Source organism: Rhodocytophaga rosea (assembly GCF_010119975.1).
GTDB classification, from domain to species: domain Bacteria; phylum Bacteroidota; class Bacteroidia; order Cytophagales; family 172606-1; genus Rhodocytophaga; species Rhodocytophaga rosea.
Genome location: NZ_CP048222.1, coordinates 4,030,210 through 4,049,992 on the forward strand (window position 1 = coordinate 4,030,210; position 19,783 = coordinate 4,049,992).

At 38.5% G+C, this 19,783-nt stretch carries 20 protein-coding genes; 11 read left to right on the forward strand and 9 right to left on the reverse strand.

The features are described from left to right. The first annotated feature begins 40 nt into the window (after positions 1 to 40). From GXP67_RS16665 to GXP67_RS16685, 5 genes are all read left to right on the forward strand, one after another. On the forward strand, positions 41 to 1,066 hold the full coding sequence (locus GXP67_RS16665) for a lysylphosphatidylglycerol synthase transmembrane domain-containing protein (protein WP_232065246.1): 1,026 nt from the start codon (positions 41 to 43) through the stop codon (positions 1,064 to 1,066). After that, positions 1,063 to 1,545 carry a D-glycero-beta-D-manno-heptose 1-phosphate adenylyltransferase gene (gene rfaE2 / locus GXP67_RS16670; RefSeq protein ID WP_162444172.1) on the forward strand — a complete coding sequence of 161 codons (483 nt, stop codon included), beginning with the start codon at positions 1,063 to 1,065 and terminating at the stop codon, positions 1,543 to 1,545. Before GXP67_RS16665 ends, rfaE2 begins: the two co-directional genes overlap by 4 nt. A gap of 16 nt (positions 1,546 to 1,561) precedes the next feature. Continuing rightward, positions 1,562 to 2,242, forward strand: a complete 681-nt coding sequence (locus tag GXP67_RS16675) for a zinc metallopeptidase (RefSeq protein WP_162444173.1) — start codon at positions 1,562 to 1,564, stop codon at positions 2,240 to 2,242. 204 nt (positions 2,243 to 2,446) lie between these two features. Continuing rightward, positions 2,447 to 3,616, forward strand: coding sequence for an acyl-CoA dehydrogenase (locus GXP67_RS16680; RefSeq protein WP_162444174.1), 1,170 nt, complete (start codon positions 2,447 to 2,449; stop codon positions 3,614 to 3,616). Positions 3,617 to 3,782: 166 nt separating this feature from the next. After that, positions 3,783 to 4,706: a helix-turn-helix domain-containing protein gene (locus tag GXP67_RS16685; RefSeq protein ID WP_162444175.1), complete on the forward strand. Its 924-nt coding sequence runs from the start codon at positions 3,783 to 3,785 to the stop codon at positions 4,704 to 4,706. Between the two features lie 3 nt (positions 4,707 to 4,709). Here the strand turns inward: GXP67_RS16685 and GXP67_RS16690 are convergent, their stop codons facing one another. The 3 genes from GXP67_RS16690 to GXP67_RS16700 are packed head-to-tail and all read right to left on the reverse strand — an operon-like array spanning position 4,710 to position 6,374. After that, positions 4,710 to 5,468 (reverse strand): phosphoglycerol geranylgeranyltransferase, encoded by a 759-nt coding sequence (locus GXP67_RS16690; RefSeq protein ID WP_162444176.1) that lies wholly within the window; start codon positions 5,466 to 5,468, stop codon positions 4,710 to 4,712. Beyond that, positions 5,431 to 5,901: a hypothetical protein gene (locus GXP67_RS16695; protein ID WP_162444177.1), complete on the reverse strand. Its 471-nt coding sequence runs from the start codon at positions 5,899 to 5,901 to the stop codon at positions 5,431 to 5,433. The genes GXP67_RS16690 and GXP67_RS16695 overlap by 38 nt, the downstream gene beginning before the upstream one ends. A 44-nt stretch (positions 5,902 to 5,945) precedes the next feature. Continuing rightward, a complete protein-coding gene (locus tag GXP67_RS16700) occupies positions 5,946 to 6,374 on the reverse strand; it encodes a phage holin family protein (RefSeq protein WP_162444178.1) in 429 nt (142 codons plus the stop codon). A gap of 378 nt (positions 6,375 to 6,752) precedes the next feature. Here GXP67_RS16700 and GXP67_RS16705 point away from each other — a divergent pair, with 378 nt between their 5' ends. From GXP67_RS16705 to GXP67_RS37445, 4 genes are all read left to right on the forward strand, one after another. Then, a complete protein-coding gene (locus tag GXP67_RS16705; RefSeq protein ID WP_162444179.1) occupies positions 6,753 to 7,148 on the forward strand; it encodes a TraR/DksA family transcriptional regulator in 396 nt (131 codons plus the stop codon). 56 nt (positions 7,149 to 7,204) lie between these two features. Next, positions 7,205 to 7,765, forward strand: a complete 561-nt coding sequence (scpB, locus tag GXP67_RS16710; RefSeq protein WP_162444180.1) for an SMC-Scp complex subunit ScpB — start codon at positions 7,205 to 7,207, stop codon at positions 7,763 to 7,765. Between the two features lie 150 nt (positions 7,766 to 7,915). After that, positions 7,916 to 8,344: a hypothetical protein gene (locus GXP67_RS16715; protein WP_162444181.1), complete on the forward strand. Its 429-nt coding sequence runs from the start codon at positions 7,916 to 7,918 to the stop codon at positions 8,342 to 8,344. A gap of 458 nt (positions 8,345 to 8,802) precedes the next feature. After that, entirely contained in the window at positions 8,803 to 9,444 is a 642-nt protein-coding gene (locus tag GXP67_RS37445) for a pseudouridine synthase (RefSeq protein WP_232065247.1), read from the forward strand. Between the two features lie 176 nt (positions 9,445 to 9,620). Here the strand turns inward: GXP67_RS37445 and ytxJ are convergent, their stop codons facing one another. The 6 genes from ytxJ to GXP67_RS16750 form a co-directional block, all read right to left on the reverse strand. Further along, the gene (gene ytxJ, locus GXP67_RS16725) at positions 9,621 to 9,977 is read right to left on the reverse strand and encodes a bacillithiol system redox-active protein YtxJ (RefSeq protein ID WP_162444182.1); all 357 of its coding nucleotides are present in this window, start codon (positions 9,975 to 9,977) and stop codon (positions 9,621 to 9,623) included. Positions 9,978 to 9,988: 11 nt separating this feature from the next. Continuing rightward, a complete protein-coding gene (locus GXP67_RS16730; RefSeq protein ID WP_162444183.1) occupies positions 9,989 to 10,816 on the reverse strand; it encodes a hypothetical protein in 828 nt (275 codons plus the stop codon). Between the two features lie 193 nt (positions 10,817 to 11,009). Next, entirely contained in the window at positions 11,010 to 11,309 is a 300-nt protein-coding gene (locus GXP67_RS16735) for a hypothetical protein (RefSeq protein WP_162444184.1), read from the reverse strand. 103 nt (positions 11,310 to 11,412) lie between these two features. Then, positions 11,413 to 13,392, reverse strand: coding sequence for an alpha-ketoacid dehydrogenase subunit alpha/beta (locus GXP67_RS16740; protein ID WP_162444185.1), 1,980 nt, complete (start codon positions 13,390 to 13,392; stop codon positions 11,413 to 11,415). A gap of 319 nt (positions 13,393 to 13,711) precedes the next feature. Continuing rightward, on the reverse strand, positions 13,712 to 13,864 hold the full coding sequence (locus GXP67_RS16745) for a hypothetical protein (protein ID WP_162444186.1): 153 nt from the start codon (positions 13,862 to 13,864) through the stop codon (positions 13,712 to 13,714). Between the two features lie 366 nt (positions 13,865 to 14,230). Continuing rightward, positions 14,231 to 15,277, reverse strand: coding sequence for a class I SAM-dependent methyltransferase (locus tag GXP67_RS16750; RefSeq protein ID WP_162444187.1), 1,047 nt, complete (start codon positions 15,275 to 15,277; stop codon positions 14,231 to 14,233). Between the two features lie 208 nt (positions 15,278 to 15,485). Between GXP67_RS16750 and GXP67_RS37045 the strand changes: the two genes are divergently transcribed. Together GXP67_RS37045 and GXP67_RS16760 are read left to right on the forward strand one after the other, a co-directional pair. Further along, positions 15,486 to 15,860, forward strand: a complete 375-nt coding sequence (locus GXP67_RS37045) for a hypothetical protein (protein WP_197901699.1) — start codon at positions 15,486 to 15,488, stop codon at positions 15,858 to 15,860. Between the two features lie 286 nt (positions 15,861 to 16,146). Beyond that, on the forward strand, positions 16,147 to 19,761 hold the full coding sequence (locus GXP67_RS16760; RefSeq protein WP_162444188.1) for a VCBS repeat-containing protein: 3,615 nt from the start codon (positions 16,147 to 16,149) through the stop codon (positions 19,759 to 19,761). Positions 19,762 to 19,783: the final 22 nt, after the last annotated feature.

The following is a 19,783-nucleotide window of genomic DNA, read 5'->3' on the forward strand; positions in this document are numbered from 1 at the left end:
ATCTTTACAACAATAGAATGTCCATCCTATCAAACCCCTGATGAAAGCCAGAATACTAACTTTTTTTAAATATGCCTTGCCATTGGTGGTGGCCTTTCTCTTACTCAAATTCTATGTGTTTGAGCAAATTAGTCTGGCAGATATGGTGCAGGAGTTCCGGCAGGCAAATTACAACTGGGTCGTTCTTTCTGGGGTTATGCTACTGTTAGCCCATATGAGCCGGGCTCATCGTTGGAACTTACTCATGCAGCCACTTGGTTATCGCCCTGGCTTATTTCAAACTTTTCTGGCTGTAATGGTAGGCTATTTTGCCAATTTGATATTACCCCGTATGGGAGAAGTTACCCGCTGTGGCATTCTGCAACGTATGGAAAGAGTGCCTTTACATACCTCTTTTGGCACTGTAGTAGCCGAGCGGATTTTTGATGTGATTATGCTGTTACTCCTACTTAGCCTTAATTTCATTCTTGAATTTAACCGGCTCAGCACCTTCTTTATGGATTTTTTCTCTTCTAAATTCAGTAGTCTGGGCAATCTTTCACAAAATGTATATATTATATTTACTTGTATTATTATTCTGGGTTTATTCGTCTTGATAGCTTTATATAAATATAGATCAAGATTTACTAAACTGGCTTTTTTTGCTAAAATCAGAACGTTTGTAAAAGGAATGCTGGAAGGTGTACTAAGTGTTCGTAAACTGGATAGAAAGTGGGACTTTGCCTTACAAACCATCCTTATCTGGATATTCTATTATGGAGCTTCTTATTCGCTTACCTTTGCTTTGCCTGATACACCCAGGCTTACTATGCTTGCCGGATTAACTATTCTGATGATGGGTGGCTTAGGAATGGCCGCACCAGTACAAGGGGGCACCGGACCTTTTCATATTTTAGTGAGTAGCGCCTTATTACTATATGGCTGGAATCAGGAAGATGGATTGGTACTGGCTACTTTCATCTGGGCATCACAAACATTACTAACTCTGGCGGTAGGCGGTATCTGTTTTATCATTAGTATATTTATGACTAAACCTGCCACTGAGCAAATTCCGGCACAATCATGAGCAGCGACGCTAAAATTGTAGATTGGCAAACAGCAACACAAGTAGTTAGCCAATGGAAACAGCAAAAATTATCTATTGTATTCACCAACGGCTGTTTTGATATTATACATATTGGCCATGTGGATTATCTGGAAAAAGCACGGGCTTTGGGTGATAAATTAATTCTTGGATTAAATTCTGATAGCTCAGTCCGGAATATTAAAGGAGAAAAACGTCCGGTTGTATCTGAGTATGCACGAGCCAGGGTAATGGCTGCCTTATCATTTGTGGATGCTGTTGTTTTGTTTGATGAAGATACGCCATTACGTCTGATTCAGACAATAAAACCTGACATTTTGGTAAAAGGTGACGATTATATGCTTGAAAACATCGTAGGCGCAGATTTTGTTATAGAAAATGGAGGAAGTGTAAAAACTGTACCTTTGGTAAAAGGATTTTCTACTTCCGCTATTATTCAGAAAATAAAAAACGTATATTAAATTTAAAATCAGACTCATGGGCATTTATTTAATAGTTATCCTTACAATGCTTGCCAGCTGGCTAGTAAGCTGGCGCTTGAAAAGCAAGTTCAAAGAATATTCTCAAATAGGACTAGCTTCTAACCTGAGCGGTAAAGAAATAGCTGAGAAAATGTTGCACGATAATAGTATACATGATGTCCGTGTAGTTTCTGTAGAAGGTACGCTTACCGACCATTATAACCCAGCTGATAAAACGGTTAATTTAAGTCCGGAAGTATATCATGGTAGAAGTGCTGCTGCTGCTGCCGTGTCTGCACACGAATGTGGTCATGCTGTGCAACATGCTACCGCATACAGTATGCTTAAATTTCGTTCAGCTATGGTACCAGCCTTGAGTGTTACATCACGTTATATGCAATGGATTATTCTGGCCGGTGTACTTTTAATTAATACAACTCCGATTCCATTGGCGATAGGTGTGGCTTTATTTGCACTGACTACGCTATTTAGTTTTATAACCTTGCCAGTAGAATTTGATGCCAGCAGAAGGGCATTAGCCTGGATTGACAGAAAAGGTGTTGTAACCAGTCAAGAACATACTATGGCTAAAGATGCTTTATGGTGGGCCGCTATGACTTATGTGGTAGCTGCAATTGGGTCTCTGGCTACTTTACTATATTATGTTTCCCTGTTAATGGGTCGCAGCGACGATTAATCCGAAAATATTCATTCCTTGTAAAAGAAGGTGAAGGCTAATGCTTTCACCTTCTTTTTTATAATTATTTTAAGGCAGAAGTTCATATGCATTATTAGCTAATGAAAAAGTACTTAATTTTAAAATTTGTGCAAACTAATTTATAAATTATTTTTTATCTTGTAATTTTACAATTCGCTTTAAAATGCGCAAAATAGAATAGTTATGAATACATCAACTGTGCTAACCCAGGGCTTCAGTTTTCAGCTTACAGAAGAGCAAGTAGCTGTACAGGCAGCAGCCCGTGAATTCGCTCAAAATGAGTTGCTGCCAGGTGTTATTGAAAGAGATGAATTGCAAAAGTTTCCTGCTGAGCAAATCCGTAAGATGGGCGAACTGGGGTTTATGGGTATGATGGTTGATCCAAAATACAATGGAGGCGGTATGGATACTATTTCCTATGTACTGGCGATGGAAGAAATATCTAAAATTGATGCATCAGCTTCCGTAGCAATGTCTGTGAATAATTCTCTGGTTTGCTGGGGATTAGAAAAATATGGAACTGAAGAACAAAAGCAGAAATACCTGACACGGCTGGCAACTGGTGAAATTATTGGTGCTTTCTGTCTGTCGGAGCCAGAGGCAGGTTCTGATGCAACATCTCAGAAAACAACGGCTCAGGATAGGGGTGATTATTATCTGCTTAATGGTACCAAAAACTGGATTACCAATGGTAGTTCAGCTTCAGTATATATTGTGATTGCACAAACCTATCCGGAAAAAGGTCATAAAGGTATTAATGCTTTAATTGTTGAGAAAGGAATTCCGGGGTTTGTTATAGGAAAGAAGGAAAACAAAATGGGAATCAGAGGCTCAGATACACATTCTCTGATGTTTACAGATGTAAAAGTACCTAAAGAAAACCGTATTGGTGAAGATGGATTCGGATTCAAATTTGCCATGTCTACCTTGAATGGGGGCCGGATTGGCATTGCAGCACAAGCGTTAGGAATTGCTTCTGGTGCCTATGAACTATCTCTTAAATATGCCAAGGAACGCAAAGCATTTGGGAAAGAGATCGCCCAGCATCAGGCAATTCAATTTAAACTGGCAGATATGGCTACTCAGATTGATGCTGCCCGTTTGCTTTGTTTACAAGCTGCTTTCCTTAAAGACCAGTATGCTGATTTTGCAAAAGCCAGCGCCATGGCAAAACTATTTGCTTCTAAAGTAGCCATGGATACTACTGTCGAAGCCGTGCAGATTCATGGGGGCTATGGATATGTAAAAGAATATCATGTAGAACGCCTGATGCGTGATGCAAAAATCACTCAAATTTATGAAGGTACTTCTGAGATACAGAAAATTGTAATTTCACGGGAAATACTCAAATGACAAACAATTTTAACTCCAATTTATAAGCATTAATAAAACTGCATTTTTTTTAGAAACTAGTTTTTTTATAATTGTTTGCTTTATTACATTTTTTTATTAGATTCGTCCAAAATGAGTATTGGCAAAAACACTGTAAACTTTAAACCTACCCTTAAGCAGATTTGACATGGAAGATTATAATAAGATTATAGAATCTTTAGGAGTAAGATTCATTAAAGCCAAGAATATTAAACTTCTTCAATCCATCCACATTAAGAACTTTTATGATGTAGAAAATACAGTCGTGCTGCTGCATCAGGGAGAGATCGCTTTTGGAGCCGAAAAAGAAAAAGTAAAAGAAGGGGAAGTATTATTTGTACCTGGAGGAAAACTGGTGCCTCTTACCTACGGCAACTCCAGTTCAAATGTTATTACTAATGAGGATTTTGTAAGCAATAAGGAAAAGTACTTTGCTGTCAATAAGGACATTAACAAAATAGGCACTTTAAGCGATTCATTTGGATTTATTACCTTCGAAGCAAAAGTATTTGATTCGGTTAACTTTTTTGCTTCCCTGGATATTCCTCCCTTTATTTTAACAAACACACCAGAACTGGCCAAAACCATTAATGAACTCATTGTAGAAGATTTATCTGGCTTACCTGGAAAAGAACGGGTAATTAAAATAAAAACTGAAGAGATCGTAGTAGAAATTATTCGGTATATTCTTAAAAACAGGCTTTTTGTAGAGCAACTAGCCACCAACAGCACCTATTTCAAAGACCCAAGGCTGATCGATATTTTTGCTTATATTAAGGAATATTTAGGAGGAGATCTTTCTAACAAAGTATTAGCCAATGTAGCTAATGTGTCAGAAGATTATGTGGGCCAGTATTTTAAAATGCTGACTGGAATTAATCCTCAGGATTATATTGAATACCAGCGCATGGAGATGGCGGTTAATCTGTTAAGAACTTCTAAAAAGAGCATTCGTGAAATTGGTGCAGAAGTAGGATATAAAGATACAGCGTATTTTTGCAGAAGATTTAAGATGATGTTTGGAATACCTGCTGGTAAAATGCGTCGCCGGGAATCATTAATGAATATTTAAGCTTTAACTCAAAGCTTTGTTATAATTATGTACTTTCTCAGAAACCTCAGCTAATAAGTTGAGGTTTTTTTCTATACCATTCCCAATAACAATCACATCTGCGCCTGCTTCCATAACTTCGGCTGCTTCTTCCGCTGAACGAATGCCCCCTCCCACAATTAAAGGAACATCTACTGACTTCCGTACACTGGCAATCATGCGTGATGAAATCTGTTTCTGGGCTCCACTGCCTCCATCTAAATAAATTAATTTTAGACCCAGCATTTCACCTGCCATAGCAGTACAGGCAGCAATTTCAGGTTTATCATAGGGAATAGGAGTCGTGTTACTGATATAAGAAACAGTTGTCTGTCGGCCACTGTCTATCAAAATATAGCCTGTAGGTAGAATCTCCAGGTTACTCTTCTTTAAAACCGGAGCAGCAATTACATGTTGGCCGATTAAAAGTTCAGGATTCCTGCCAGAGATAAGTGATAAAAAAAGAAGTGCATCAGCCGACATATCAATATGCAGGTTACTGCCAGGAAACAAAATAACAGGAATAGAGGAATTTGTTTTAATCAGTTTAATGAGCTGCCCCATAGTGTTGCCTGTTATCAGGCTACCTCCTACAAAAAAGAAATCAACTTTATTTTCAACGCTGTGCCGAATAAGTTGCAGGCAAGCAGCAGCATCTGTTTTATCAGGGTCTATTAATACGGCAAAAGATTTTAGTCTGTTTACTTTAGCTGATATAAATCGGTTCAGTATAGTGGGTGTCATCGGGGCGGATAGGCTCATGATCGTTCTTACGCTGTCCGTTCAGGAAATCCTGGAGCTTCTGCGTTGCAATTCCTATCAAAAATATAGCAATTTGTTGTTTTATCAAATCCGCTACAGGTGATTTAGACTCATGTTCTGTTTTATCTGAACTAAAATTCAGCTCAGGCTGCCCAGAATGACTCTGTGCAGGTAATAATAAGCGTGATTTTTTACGGATACTCCCTAACTTTTTTGGTTGCTTTTTTTTCATGAGTGAACGGCCAATCAAATAAGCAATGGTCAAGCCAGCGCCTGCAATCAGCACTTTTTTGGATATTTGCCCGGCATCATGCTTTATTGCATTCATTTGTTCGCCAATAGCTTGTTTATACATCTCAGTTTCTCGGCTTAAAGCTTCTTTTTTAGCTTCCAGAGAGGTTGGTTCTGTACTCATGGTTCGTATGCTTAGTTTTTTATTTCAAGTAAGTTAATTTCTTACTATTTATTCACACTGTTTTTACTAAATCCATTATTTAACTCTGCATCAGTGGCCGCTCGGTCTACTACCACTTCCACTTCATCATTAGCATGTGCCTGTTGGTTTTCTTTCTTAGCACTGAACATATCATCTGTCATCTTTTCGACTCTAGCCTGTATAGCTTTGTGTGATGCTTTTACGATAAAGAAAAGAACTAAGTAAAAGCCAGCTACAATTAAATAACCGGCAAAGCTATTCCCAATCACAGTATTCAAGTAATTAGCCAGACCAACACTGGCAAACAGCACTGTAAATAGAATCAGAATAGATATAGCTCCTAATTGTATGCCAGTTACAATAGCACCTGCTATTTTTTGCTGTATATCTATTTTTGTTAACTCAATACGTGCTTCCAGATATCTGGTAATATTTTCTAGTAATTTTTCCACTTTTGTAAATTTTGTAAGTGAAACGTTAATTTATATAGTATTTCTCTGATAGAAGCATACGGAATTGGACGAATTTTTGTTGACAGAAAATAGAAATATAAAGTTAATATTTATAAAAAGGTTACATCTGTCTGTATTTCAAAATTAATGCAAAACTCACTTATCCAATTACTGCAGTAAGACACTTATTTGCAGGAGAATAATTAGTAAAAACAATCAATAATCTTATAATTCTATATTAGAATCTGATTGTGAATATTGATTATTTTTTTGTAAATTCGCACCATTATTTTGAAGTCAATACATAGTATTGGATAAGAGCTAGTATGCCATAGCTGCTTATCTTAACATTTCAAATAATTTTATCTGAGTAAATTTATGAAAATTACCAATCAAGAAGAGAATCTACGGTACTCTGAAGAAGAGCTTAAAGAATTTGAAGAGCTTATCTCACAGAAACTGGATCAATCCAGAAAAGAACTCAACTATATCAAGCAGGCATTGAGTAAGAGAAACGATAGCGGTACAGATAATACCTCAGGTACATCCAAATTATTGGAAGACGGTGCGGATACCACTGAAAAGGAAAATCTGAGCCAACTAGCCGCCCGTCAGCAGAAATTTACTCAGCAACTGGAAAATGCCATGATCCGCATTAAGAATGGCACCTATGGTATATGTGTTGACACTGGCAAGCTTATTCCCAAAGAAAGACTTCGTGCCGTGCCTCATACTCAGCATTCCATAGAAGCCAAACTAAAAAAAGCCAATTAATTTTTATTATAACCCTTGTATGGATGGACTATTCATGCAAGGGTTTATATATGCCCTTGAACTTTTTGCAAAACCATATTGAGGCACTTATTTTTTGTTCATCGGCCCCGATGAAAATAGACGAAATCCACTCTTGCCTCAATGAAATGCTTGAAACTGAAATTCCGTTATCAGATATAAGCAATTCCCTTCAAACATTACTTGATAAATATTCTTCAGATGATTTTTCATTTCAGATTTATCATATTGCTGATGGTTATCAGTTTCTTTCTAAACCCGCTTACCAAGCCAGTATTCAGGTATTGTTAAAGCAAAAATCAAAAAAGCGTTTATCAACAGCAGCTTTAGAGACACTATCCATTATTGCATATAAACAACCAGTAACAAAAACAGAAATTGAACAGGTAAGAGGTGTAAGTTGTGATTATGCGCTTCAGAAATTACTGGATAAAGAACTGATCGTGATCAAAGGTAAATCAGATGCAGTAGGACGACCGCTATTATATGGAACCAGTCAGAAATTTATAGAATATTTTGGCTTAAATTCTTTAAAAGATTTGCCGCAACCCAAAGATTTCGCTGCTTCAGATAATGAAATAGGCCAGACAAGCGAATAAATAGTATGGCTCCAGAATAATACAATCAATCCTTTAGCTTTGCACCAAATAATTTTGTAACATTTGTATCTACTTACTTAGGAATTTCATTCTTAATAGCTGATAAGTAAATTAACTATACTTAAATACAGTAGTGATACTGCATATGCCATGAAAAAAATAATGAAAACAAGCCTCGCCGCTCTGATACAAACAAACCCAAACGGCAGGATAGCACTTTTACCAGTAAGAAAACAGATGCTGGCGAAAGACCTGCTTCCAGACGAAAAAATATTAAATCTGCTGAGGATAACCCTTTCAAGAAGGTTAGGAGCAATAATTTCGCTGACAATCAGAACAAACCAACTAAAAGGTTTAAAAGACAAACAGATGAATCTGATTTTAAACCAAGAACTAATAAAAACGACACTAATAATTATAAAAGCAAACCTAGGGAAGAGAAACCTGCATTTGCAGACAAAAAGCCCTATGCTGTTCGCCCTTCTACAAGAGGTAAAGCGAGAATTGAATCAGATGAAACACCTAGAAAGAGAGTTAGAACTCCAGCCACAGACACTCCTCCATTCCGTAAAAGAGTAAGTAATAAACCAACCGAGGAGTATACAGACCGGAAAAAATCAAAGCCTTTTTCTGGTAATACTCCGGAAAAACGGAAATTTAAAGCACAATCAGTAGATGCAAATAATAGCAACCGTAATAAATTTAATTCGGCTGATAAACGAAGACCTTTTAAGTCTCGCCAGACTACCGGGGAAGATACAGAGGCGTCAAGCAAAAAAAGATTTCCAAAACCGGTAGAAAAAGAAGCTAGCAAACGTGCATTTACCGAAGAAAGACCTCAAAAAAGAACCAGCCGGGAGGGATATTATGCTGATAAAAAAAAAGCCATAACCGACCGCAAGACCCGGACGCCTGAATATAATCTATCAAAATATGAAGCTAAGAAGGAAACCAAATCTCCTTCAACTAAACAAACCATTCGCCTGAACCGCTATATTTCCAATGCAGGCATTTGCTCCCGAAGAGATGCAGATGTATTGATTGAATCCGGAGAAATAAAAGTTAATGGTAAGGTTGTAACGGAACTTGGCTACCAGGTAAATCCTAATGATACCGTGAAGTATGGAAACCGGGTGCTGAACAAAGAGAAAATGGTGTATTTGCTGCTTAATAAACCCAAGGATTTCATCACAACCACCGAAGATCCTGACGAACGCAAAACAGTAATGGACTTAGTAAAAAGCGCCTGTGAACAAAGAATCTATCCGGTAGGTAGGTTAGACCGTAACACAACAGGTTTACTCTTATTAACAAATGATGGTGAGCTTGCCGAAAAAATGGCTCATCCTTCCAATAATGTTAAAAAAGTTTACCAGGTGGAACTCGATAAACCCATCACCAAAGCTGATTATCAAAAGATTATAGACGGTGTGGAATTAGAAGATGGAAAAGTAACGATTGATGATCTGGCAATTGTAAGCTCTGATGGTACTACTTTAGGGCTGGAAATTCATTTGGGAAGAAACCGCATTGTAAGAAGATTATTCGAGCATTTAGGTTATGAAGTGATCAAACTTGACAGAGTAGTTTATGCTGGTCTTACAAAAAAGGATTTACCTCGTGGAAAATGGCGTTTCCTTAATGAGAAAGAGGTAATTACCTTAAAATATTTGATATAGAGCTTCACAAAATATATTAATTGTGATCAATTATTAAACAGTAGTATCTTGTCAAGAATGAACAACCGACAATAATCTGATTTATATTTTTTGGGCACCTCTGAGCCTCAAAATAAAACCTCACCGGTTTTTAACCGGTGAGGTTTTATTTTGTAAGATTAAAATTGTAAAACTGTTTAAGCAGCTACGTCTAATTGAGCAAGTTGAGCTTTTAATCCAGGGTAAGAAATATCCATATGTGAAGTATGATATACACAGTTTCCTTTATGAATAACTAGTATCTGTGGTGATTGATGATATACATCAAACGCTTGCGCTACTGCATTAGAAACAGGCCTATACGAAAGCAGATCCAGAAAATATGGTTTCACAGCTGCCATTTCCTCTTCTTTCCAGTTTCTTTCCAATCGGTTCAAAGCCGTAGCACTGATAGAACAACGGGTACTATGCTTAAAAACTATTACAGGTTGTTGTTCTGATAATCTTTTTATTTCTTCTAGCTGGGTACTGTTATTTAATACATTCCATTTCATACTTTATCAATTTATCGTGGTTTAAGCCAAATTTCACTTTCTCTTGAATCATACGTTGGTTTTTCTTCCCGGTTTTTCTTTTGCAGGAAACCAGGCTGCATTTTGTTCTTATTACGCCCAATCCGCTTCATCATCCGCTTGCGGTATTTCTCCTTCTGCTGGTAAGTATTTTTTACCTTTCCACCTCTCCAGGCTGCACTTGGATGAGCGCCTTTCGGCATTTTCTTCACAAGCAGGTCACCTCTGTACTTAGAAATTTCCTCACTCTTCTTCCGTGCATCTTTCTTCTGCTTGTACGGACTCTTTACTAACACACCTTTAAAGCGTCTAAGTTCCTGATTTTTCTTGCGGAAGTCTTTTCTCTGTCCCACAACGCTTTTTACTTCTACAGGTCCTTCAAAACTGCTGAACTGCTGGTTTCTCCGCCGGGCATCTTTCCGTTTTTTATAATCGCTTTTTACTAAGTCACTGCCTTTGTAGGAATCAGATTCTCTGGCAATTTGTTCTCCCATGGGGTTGCGGCCTGGTTTTAAAGCTTTATTAGTTTTGTAAGCTGCCGCTTTGCTAGGATCTGTGGTATTATTACCTGTTTTTGAAACTTTAATCCCTGTTCCAGTAAATGAAGACATTTTGCCTACCGGACCGCCGGGAGCATTAGTATCATAGTCTTTTCCTTTAAAAGAAGAAGTTTGCCGTGCTTTCTTCTTTTTAAATGCCGGAGACTTTACTTTAACTAATCCTAATTTCTCTTTGCTTTTACTGCTCTGGGCGAAAGAATCGCTGTGCGCAAAAATAAATCCCAGCATCAAACATACCAATACAGAAATTTTACCAGCCATACTAACCGATAGCTGGTATGCAGGCTTACGGTTGTTATGTCTATGTAGAAAGTAGATAAAACTAATGAGAATGCCGGTAAAAATTATTGCATACATTAATGATGCCTGTTAGGAGATGTATATTCTATATTTGTGGAAGTATCTTATACTAGGTTTTTAGGAGGATTTATTTAATTAAGTGCAATGGATGGTTTTAATTTTTTTGAGGTTTCCAGTTTTTTCTGGGGTCCTCATACTTCTTATCGCCTCTTTTTTGCTTTTGTTTGGTAACAATCCCATTTTTATCTCTTTTTACCCGGATAAGTGGAAATTCTACGGTACGTTCGCCATCTGCTTCTCCTAAATTTTCTCCAGAACCTTTTTTTCCATCAGAGGCCACTTGCTGATTGTCACCAGGGCCCCAAAAAGCCGGACAATTTTTCTTCTGACAGGAAGAAAACCCTATTAGGCTGATTAAAACCAATATACTGACTTTTATTACCGCTTTATTCATAAGAATAAGTTTTTACAAGAAAACCAGGATTTGTACCAACTCAAAAACCAGTATTATGTATATAACGTTCGCAAAAATGCTTTGATACCAATTGCAAGGTAATTTAAAATGCAAGTAATTTTTTAATTTTTTCTTCCATTCTATACTTAGGTAAGAAATTTTGCTCTAACGATGGCGAAAAAGGAACGGCTGTATCAAGGCTACCTTCCCGCATAACTGGAGCATCTAAATAAGTAAAGCAATATTCTGAAATCCAAGCTGCTATTTCTGCCCCAATTCCGCCTGTGATACAATCTTCATGTGCCACCAAAACCTTACCAGTTTTTTTTACACTTGCTTCTACTGTTTCTTTATCCCAGGGTAACAACGTGCGTAAATCTATAATTTCTGCTTTTATTTCTGGGATAGCCCTTACTGCTTGCTGCGCCCAGTATACGCCCATACCATATGTAACTATTGTTACATCTTCACCTTCAGAAACAATCATTGCTTTTCCGATAGGTACGGTATAATAAGTATCAGGAATAATAGCAGAAACAGAACGGTACAAGGATTTATGTTCAAAATATAGTACTGGATTAGGATCTTCTATCGCAGCATTTAATAAACCTTTGGCATCATATGGCGTTGCCGGATACACAATTTTAAGTCCGGGTGTATGAAAGAACCAGGCCTCATTGGATTGGGAATGAAATGGTCCGGCGGCAGTTCCAGCCCCTGTAGGCATCCGGATGACTACATCGGCATTCTGGCCCCAGCGGTAATGGCTTTTAGCTATGTTATTTATAACCTGGTTAAATCCACAGGAGACAAAATCAGCAAACTGCATTTCCACCATTGCCTTATAGCCTTTTACTGAGAGCCCCAGCCCAGCTCCAATAATAGCTGATTCGCACAAAGGTGTATTACGTACTCTTTCTTTACCAAATTGCTGTACAAATCCTTCTGTAATTTTAAAAACACCTCCATATTCGGCAATATCTTGTCCCATCAAAATGAGTTGGGGATATATGAGCATACTCTGGCGAAGGGCATCAGAAATGGCATCAATATATCTTTTCTCAGAAACATCGGTATTGTCAGGCTTTCGTTCGGGCTGTATAAAAGGTTTGTACATATCCTGAAGCTCAGTTTTGGTATCTGCCACTGGCTCAGGCGCAGCGAAAGCTTTTTCAAGTGCTTGATTTATTTCCTCCTTGATTCCGGAACGTATTTCTTTGATCAGATCTTTATTTAAAACAGATTCCTCTAACAGAAATTGCTCATAATTAGTAACCGGATCGAGTTGCGCCCATTTTTCCAGCAGTTCCTGAGGAACATATTTCACACCAGATGTTTCTTCATGACCTCTCATTCGGAAGGTTAAAGCTTCAATAAGTACCGGGTGAGGATTTTCACGCATTTCTTCGCTTATCCGAAGAACAGTGTCGTAAACTTCCAGAATATTATTGCCATCTACCTGAATAGCTTTCATGCCATATCCTGCGCCCCGGCTTACCAGATACTCGCATTTGTATTGTTCCTGGTTGGGGGTAGAAAGTCCATAGCCATTGTTTTCAATCAGGAAAATAACAGGCAGATTCCAGACAGCGGCTATATTCAGGGCTTCATGAAAATCTCCTTCACTGGTGCCTCCATCGCCACTATAGGCTAAGGTTATCTTCTTCCGTTTCGCCAGTAAATCTCCTAGCGCAATGCCATCGGCTACCGGAAGCTGGGCATTGAGGTGTGAAATCATCCCTACAATATGATGGGCATTGGTGCCGAAGTGAAAAGAACGGTCACGGCCTTTGGTAAAGCCGGTGGCCTTTCCCTGAAACTGGGCAAACAACTGGTCAAGCGGACAATTGCGTACGGTAAATACACCCAGGTTCCGGTGAAGCGGTAAAATGTATTCATCTTCCTGTAAGGCCATGGTAGAACCTACAGCAATGGCTTCCTGTCCTATACCCGAAAACCATTTACTGATGCGGTTCTGCCGCAAAAGTATCAGCATCTTTTCTTCAATGAGCCGGGGCTTGAGAATAGCTTTATATAAATCCAGTAAGGTATCGCTGGTGTAGTGTTTTCTGTCGAATTTCACAAAATATAGAGTTTGATTGCTCCTGTCAAAGTTACTATGGATTTTGACATCTCAAACTTGCCTAAACAAGAGGTGATGTAGTATCTTAGCTCAGATTCTAAAGACGCATGAAAAGCAGTAAGGCTTGCGTGTGGAGGAAGCTAGAAGTGTTTGAAATCTATTTTTATTAAAACAGGCAGAGGCTCATATTTATCATTCATAAAAATAGCCAGGCAAAATTGATTGAGTGAAACCAAATCAATTTACCTGGCTATATGCTAAGCCAATGCGATACGTAAGTTTACAAAAATATCTTTTCTATAAACTACCTAATAATATATTAAGCCGGAGTACGCGGCGGATTTTCATTTTCAGGAAACTTTTGGGTTTTTTCTGTAGTAATTATGGCTTCCTTCTGATTTCCCGCCATAAAATAAATAAACACATTCAAAAAAATAAGTGTCAGTACTACCCAAAAAACAATTAAAGCCATAGATCTAAAATTTATGTTAAAAAATAGTATTCTTTACGAGAAGTTAAATTGATTGGTTAAACGCTAGTGAAAACCTGTTGTCCTGCTAAAAAGAAGATATTTTCTGATATTTCTTTTCTCTAGTAGACTAATTACAAGCTTTTTACAAGAATTATATATGCTGTTATCACCAATTTAGGTTTCAAATATACTATTAGATATTTCCCGTACAAAAATTTGTATAGGAAAGACTTTAAATACTTATCTATAGAGAGTAATTTCTGCCGTAAAGAAAGAAATTATTACCATGATCTGTCAATTTAGAGTAACAGCGAACTGTTTTAGAATACATTCATTATCTTTTGTTTGTCTTTACTGGGAAAATCATTACTTGATTTTTACTCCTACAACCTGTGCATTTCCAGGAATTGCCAGAAACTTTACAAGTTTCTTAGGTGAAAAACCTGCTGATTGTTGCCAGCCTGAAATTTCCTTTAACGACCAGGTTCCGGAAGTGCTGGTTAAGGCAAAAAATACATCCAGTACACTGGCTACCTGATCGGCAGATTTGGGTGATTCAGGCCGGAGAAATTCCTGAATAATAACATAGCCACCTGGTTTTAAAGCCCTGTAAATCTTTTTGCATAAGGCCAGATTTTGTTCATGTGTGAAGTGATGAACGAGATTAGCCATAAATACCAGATCATATACTTGTTCTCCCAGATCTTCTTCCAATGCATTACCAGCCTTATATTGAATATTATTGCCGGAATAGAGCGTAGCTAGAATAGGTCTGGCTTTTTCTACCGCAGGCGGAAGGTCGAGAATGGTAGAGTTGATTTGCGGATGACGTTTACAGATTTCGGCAGAATATAATCCATGCGAACCGCCAATATCCAGCATTTGTGTTGCTCCAGCAGGAACCGGCGTTTTTTTTCCTACTTCAGCAGAGGTTGCTTTGGCTACAGCCAGCATTCCTTTCTGATAGTGATCCCATTGCTGGGCAGTAAATGTTTCGTGATATTGTAATCCTTTTCCGGTTTTAAGAAAACTGCGCATCTCTGTCATCCAGTCCCACATAATATCAGAGAATATTAGCTGGTCATACAAAGATTGCTTGGCATCTTTGAGCAACCATTTCCGCACCACTGGTGTAATTTTAAATTTCCCATCAGTATATGTTAAATATTCGGCTGACGTAAGCGCACCCAGAAAGCTCCGCAAAGCATGACCGTTTAGTTGAGTGGCCGCAGCAATTTCCTCCAAAGTTTTACTCTTATCCTTTAAAGCTTCAAATACACCCAGATGTACAGCTTCCATAATAATTCTGGCATTGATGAACGAAATATTGGTATCGGCTAGTGGGAGGGGGGCAATAAGTGTCCATTTGGCGATGTATTCAAGCAAATTATCGGGTCTGATGTTTAATTTCATAAAGCTGTATAAGGCGGTCTGACTTGGAAGGTTGTAATTCCGGATGAATATATAATATTATCTAAGCAAATGTGTTTAATAATTTTTATGTGTATTGAAAAAATCTGTATCTGGCTTCTGGCGTTATCTCATAAAATCTGCTTGTAATAATCAGAAATAATCTGCTTAACTTACTGAATAACCAATCTTGCATCCAACACAATCAACTATGAAATATTGTATTCTGACTATATGTTTTATTTGTTTCATTTCCTTGTTCAGCCAGGCACAGTCTAAGAAGGATGCAACGCCTGCGGCTGATTCCAGAGGTACAGCTACCTATGATGCTAATGCCGAGAATTCCATCTTTTCAAATTCAAAAAAGAGTGCTGCTAAAAGTAAAACAGCCGGTAAAACGACCGGAGATTTAAAACGGGAATATTATGCCCGTATGGAAGCCAATGCTAAAAAATATGAGAAGATGGCAAAGGATATGGAGAAACCGCAATATTCAGATCCATCCTATTTCGGGCATAAGCATAAACCTAAAAAGAATCCTGTAGGCAAAAAGAAGTTTTGTAAAGAATGCCGGATCAGGCATTAGAATATTTTAGCAGAAACATTATTGATCAATCCAGGTATTTGTAAATTATTTTGTATACCGAACATTGATCTATGCCTATAACCGAGGTAAATTGTTCATATTTTAACTCATCATACAATCGCAGAAATACGGCTGAAAAAACCGGAAAATATTCAGACAAAGAAAGAGGAAAGCAATCAGGAAAAAATTAATGCCTGTACACCTGTAACCGGCCTATTTAAGCCTAATAAAAAGCGTAAATGGGTCAGTTTATAGTTATATTTGTATATTCCACTTTACTTGTTGCATGTATTTCCGTTTATTTAAATTATATCTGCATCTAATTTTTATCTGTTACTGCTTCTTTTCGGGCTGCACACAGGAAACGGAGCAAAAGCAGGTGCTTTTTGAATTACTTCCTTCATCCTATACAGGCATTCAGTTTAAAAATAATATTGTTGAATCTGATTCACTCAGTATTTTAACTTTCGAGTATATCTATAATGGCGGTGGTGTAGCCATTGGCGATATTAATAACGACAATCTGCCAGACATTTACTTTACAGGCAATCAGCAATCCGGTAAACTTTATCTGAATAAAGGGGATATGAAGTTTGAAGATATCACCCAGAAAGCTGGCGTACAGACAAAGTTATGGTCGGAAGGGGTTGCCATGGTAGATATCAACAACGATCATCTGCTGGATATTTACATCAGTACTTCAAGCCGCAACAATGCTTTTCCCGCCCATAATTTACTGTTTATTAACAAGGGCAACCTTACTTTTACAGAAGAGTCTGCAGCCTATGGTTTGGCAGATACCGGCTATAATACACAAGCCGCTTTTTTCGACTATGACCACGATCATGACCTGGATGTATATCTGCTGAGTAATGCCATTGAAGGATTTAACCGCAACATCACTCGTCCTAAAAAAACCAAAGGCGAAGGAAAAAGCACGGATAAATTGTATCGCAATAATGGAAATGGCACTTTTACCAACGTATCAGCGGAAGCAGGTATTTTAATTGAAGGCTACGGATTAGGTATCGCAACCGGCGATCTGAATAAAGATGGATGGACAGATGTATATACGTCCAATGATTTTCTGTCTAATGACCTGATTTGGATCAATAATGGAAAAGGCTCTTTTACGAATAAGATTTCAACCATGCTCAAACACCAGAGTTATAATGGCATGGGGGTAGATATTGCTGATTTTAATAATGATGCCTTGCCTGACATTATCGGGCTCGATATGTTACCGGAAACCAATAAGCGGCAAAAACTGATGTTCGGCTCCATGAATTACGACCGTTTCCGGCTGAACCTGGATATGGGCTATGAACCGCAGTATGTACGCAATACACTCCAGCTCAACAATGGCAACAATACGTTCAGTGAAATTGGACAGCTGGCCGGCGTGCATAATACTGACTGGAGCTGGAATGCCTTGTTTGCCGATTATGACAATGATGGCTGGAAGGATCTGCTCATTACCAATGGCTATGGCAAAGATATTACAGACCAGGATTATACCGTATACAGCCGGGCAGTTTCGCAGTTCGGGACAGAACAAAGTATAAAAATGCAGCTGGTGGAAGGTCTGGAACAGATTTCAGAAGTAAAACTGCCCAACTACCTTTATAAGAACAACGGAAATCTCACCTTTTCAGATAAGTCAGCAGACTGGGGAATGGTGCATGCCAGTATCTCCAATGGTGCCGCTTATAGTGATCTGGATAATGATGGAGATCTGGACCTGGTGGTAAATAACCTGAATGAAGAAGCTTTTATATATCGCAACGCAAGTGAAAAGCTGATTAAAAACAATTTCCTCAAAATAAAGCTGCTTGGTGACTCTTTGAATGCATATGGGATAGGAGCTAAAATCCTGCTCAAACACCAGGGCAAAAAGCAGTACTACGAACATTATCTCAGCCGGGGGTATAAATCTTCCATGGACCCTATTATCCATTTTGGCATGGGTAATATTCACACCGTTGATTCTATTGAGATTACCTGGCCTGATGGCAAGTATGAACTCATTACCAATGTGCCTTGTAACCAGCGTATCACCCTGGAATATAAAAATGCAGGTACTGAGCAGGAAACAATTACTGTTTCAAATACATTATTTCAGGAAGTAAGCGCTAAAACTGGAATCCAGTACAAACATCAGGAAAAAGATTTTGTGGATTTTAGCCGGCAACCACTTATTCCATTTAAACACTCACAAAATGGCCCTGGACTGGCAGTAGCAGATATAGACGGCAATGGATTGGAGGATTTTTATGTGGGAGGTGCTTCCGGACAGCCAGGAACCCTGTTTTATCAGCAACCAGATGGAAAATTTAAAAGCCGTATTCTCCAACAACAAACTAAATATGAAGAAGAAATGGGTGTTTTATTTTTTGATGCCGATGGGGATACAGATCAGGATTTATATGTGGTGAGTGGCGGCAGCGAATTTCCGCAACAATCCAGATATTACCAGGACCAGTTATATATTAATGATGGAAAAGGCAATTTCAGTAAAGATTCACTCGCCCTGCCCGATAATACTACGAGTGGTTCCTGTGTAATTGCCGCTGATTACGATAAAGATGGTGATCTGGATTTATTTGTGGGAGGAAGAGTATCTCCAGCAAGGTATCCACTGGTACCCAGAAGTTATGTGCTTGAAAATAACCAGGGAAAGTTTACAGATGTAACGGATAAAATATGCAGCCAGCTCAAAGAGGTGGGTATGGTCACCTCAGCTTTGTGGACAGATTTTGATAACGATTCGCAGATAGATCTGGTCATAGCAGGTGAATGGATGCCTGTTTCTTTCTTTAAAAATGTACAAGGAAAACTCGTTCTCTGGAATGCGGATGAAGGGAAAGTAAGTCCACAGTCGACAGTCGATAGTCCACAGAAAAATTCTTCCAGTGAAAATAAATCACTCAATCACCCAATCACTCATTCACTCAGTGCTTCCTCCGGATGGTGGAACAGCATAGCGGCAGGTGATTTTGACAATGATGGAGATACAGATTATGTACTAGGCAATCTGGGCTTGAATTCAAAGTTCAAAGCAACCATGCAAGAGCCTGTTTCGATGTATGCAAAAGATTTCGACAGCAATGGCAGCCTTGATCCGGTATTGAGTTACTACATTCAGGGCAAAAATTATCCGGCTCACCCGCGCGACGACATGATCGACCAGATCATCCCCATGCGAGGCCGTTTTCCCAGGTATGCCGATTATGCCAGTGCGACCATCGATCAGGTATTTACTTCCGAAGAATTGCAGGGTACCTACGTATTAAAAGCGTACCAGTTACAGAGTAGTTATGCTGAAAACCTGGGCAATGGTAAATTTCGGTTAAAGCCTTTACCAATGGAAGCACAGTTTGCACCTGTTTTTGGCATACTTCCGGGAGATTTTAATGGAGATGGTAACCTGGACTTACTGCTTTCAGGTAATTCCTATGCTTCAGAAATATTAACCGGCTGGTATGATGCCTCTATTGGCTTGTATATGGAAGGCGATGGCAAAGGCAATTTTAAGCCAGTGCATGTAAATAAAAGTGGCTTTATGATAGAGAAAGATGCAAAAGCATTGGTACAACTATATACTTCCAAAAACCAGCCTTTACTTATTGCCAGCAACAATAATGATAGCTTACGGGTGTTTTCAATGAGTGAAGTTTCGCTTAAACAAATAATTCCAGTAAAATCAAATGAAATATATGCTGACCTTTTGCTGCAAAATGGGAAAAAGCAACGGCAGGAATTGTATTATGGAGCAGGCTATCTAGCTCAATCATCCAGGCAATTATGGGTTTCCAAGCATGTAAAACAGGTAAAAATTGTGAATATCAGCGGAGAAAGCCGTATCTTAATCCCTTTCCAGGAAAACCTGGCTAATAGGTAGATATTTCTTTGGGAGATGATGA

Bases quoted from the DNA above. Each gene is read 5' to 3' on its own strand.
- GXP67_RS16665 (WP_232065246.1), top strand. From the start codon at position 41: ATGAAAGCCAGAATACTAACTTTTTTTAAATATGCCTTGCCATTGGTG.
- rfaE2 (WP_162444172.1), top strand. From the start codon at position 1,063: ATGAGCAGCGACGCTAAAATTGTAGATTGGCAAACAGCAACACAAGTA.
- GXP67_RS16675 (WP_162444173.1), top strand. From the start codon at position 1,562: ATGGGCATTTATTTAATAGTTATCCTTACAATGCTTGCCAGCTGGCTA.
- GXP67_RS16680 (WP_162444174.1), top strand. From the start codon at position 2,447: ATGAATACATCAACTGTGCTAACCCAGGGCTTCAGTTTTCAGCTTACA.
- GXP67_RS16685 (WP_162444175.1), top strand. From the start codon at position 3,783: ATGGAAGATTATAATAAGATTATAGAATCTTTAGGAGTAAGATTCATT.
- GXP67_RS16690 (WP_162444176.1), bottom strand. From the start codon at position 5,468: ATGACACCCACTATACTGAACCGATTTATATCAGCTAAAGTAAACAGA.
- GXP67_RS16695 (WP_162444177.1), bottom strand. From the start codon at position 5,901: ATGAGTACAGAACCAACCTCTCTGGAAGCTAAAAAAGAAGCTTTAAGC.
- GXP67_RS16705 (WP_162444179.1), top strand. From the start codon at position 6,753: ATGAAAATTACCAATCAAGAAGAGAATCTACGGTACTCTGAAGAAGAG.
- GXP67_RS16715 (WP_162444181.1), top strand. From the start codon at position 7,916: ATGAAAAAAATAATGAAAACAAGCCTCGCCGCTCTGATACAAACAAAC.
- ytxJ (WP_162444182.1), bottom strand. From the start codon at position 9,977: ATGAAATGGAATGTATTAAATAACAGTACCCAGCTAGAAGAAATAAAA.
- GXP67_RS16730 (WP_162444183.1), bottom strand. From the start codon at position 10,816: ATGGCTGGTAAAATTTCTGTATTGGTATGTTTGATGCTGGGATTTATT.
- GXP67_RS16735 (WP_162444184.1), bottom strand. From the start codon at position 11,309: ATGAATAAAGCGGTAATAAAAGTCAGTATATTGGTTTTAATCAGCCTA.
- GXP67_RS16745 (WP_162444186.1), bottom strand. From the start codon at position 13,864: ATGGCTTTAATTGTTTTTTGGGTAGTACTGACACTTATTTTTTTGAAT.
- GXP67_RS16750 (WP_162444187.1), bottom strand. From the start codon at position 15,277: ATGAAATTAAACATCAGACCCGATAATTTGCTTGAATACATCGCCAAA.
- GXP67_RS37045 (WP_197901699.1), top strand. From the start codon at position 15,486: ATGAAATATTGTATTCTGACTATATGTTTTATTTGTTTCATTTCCTTG.
- GXP67_RS16760 (WP_162444188.1), top strand. From the start codon at position 16,147: ATGTATTTCCGTTTATTTAAATTATATCTGCATCTAATTTTTATCTGT.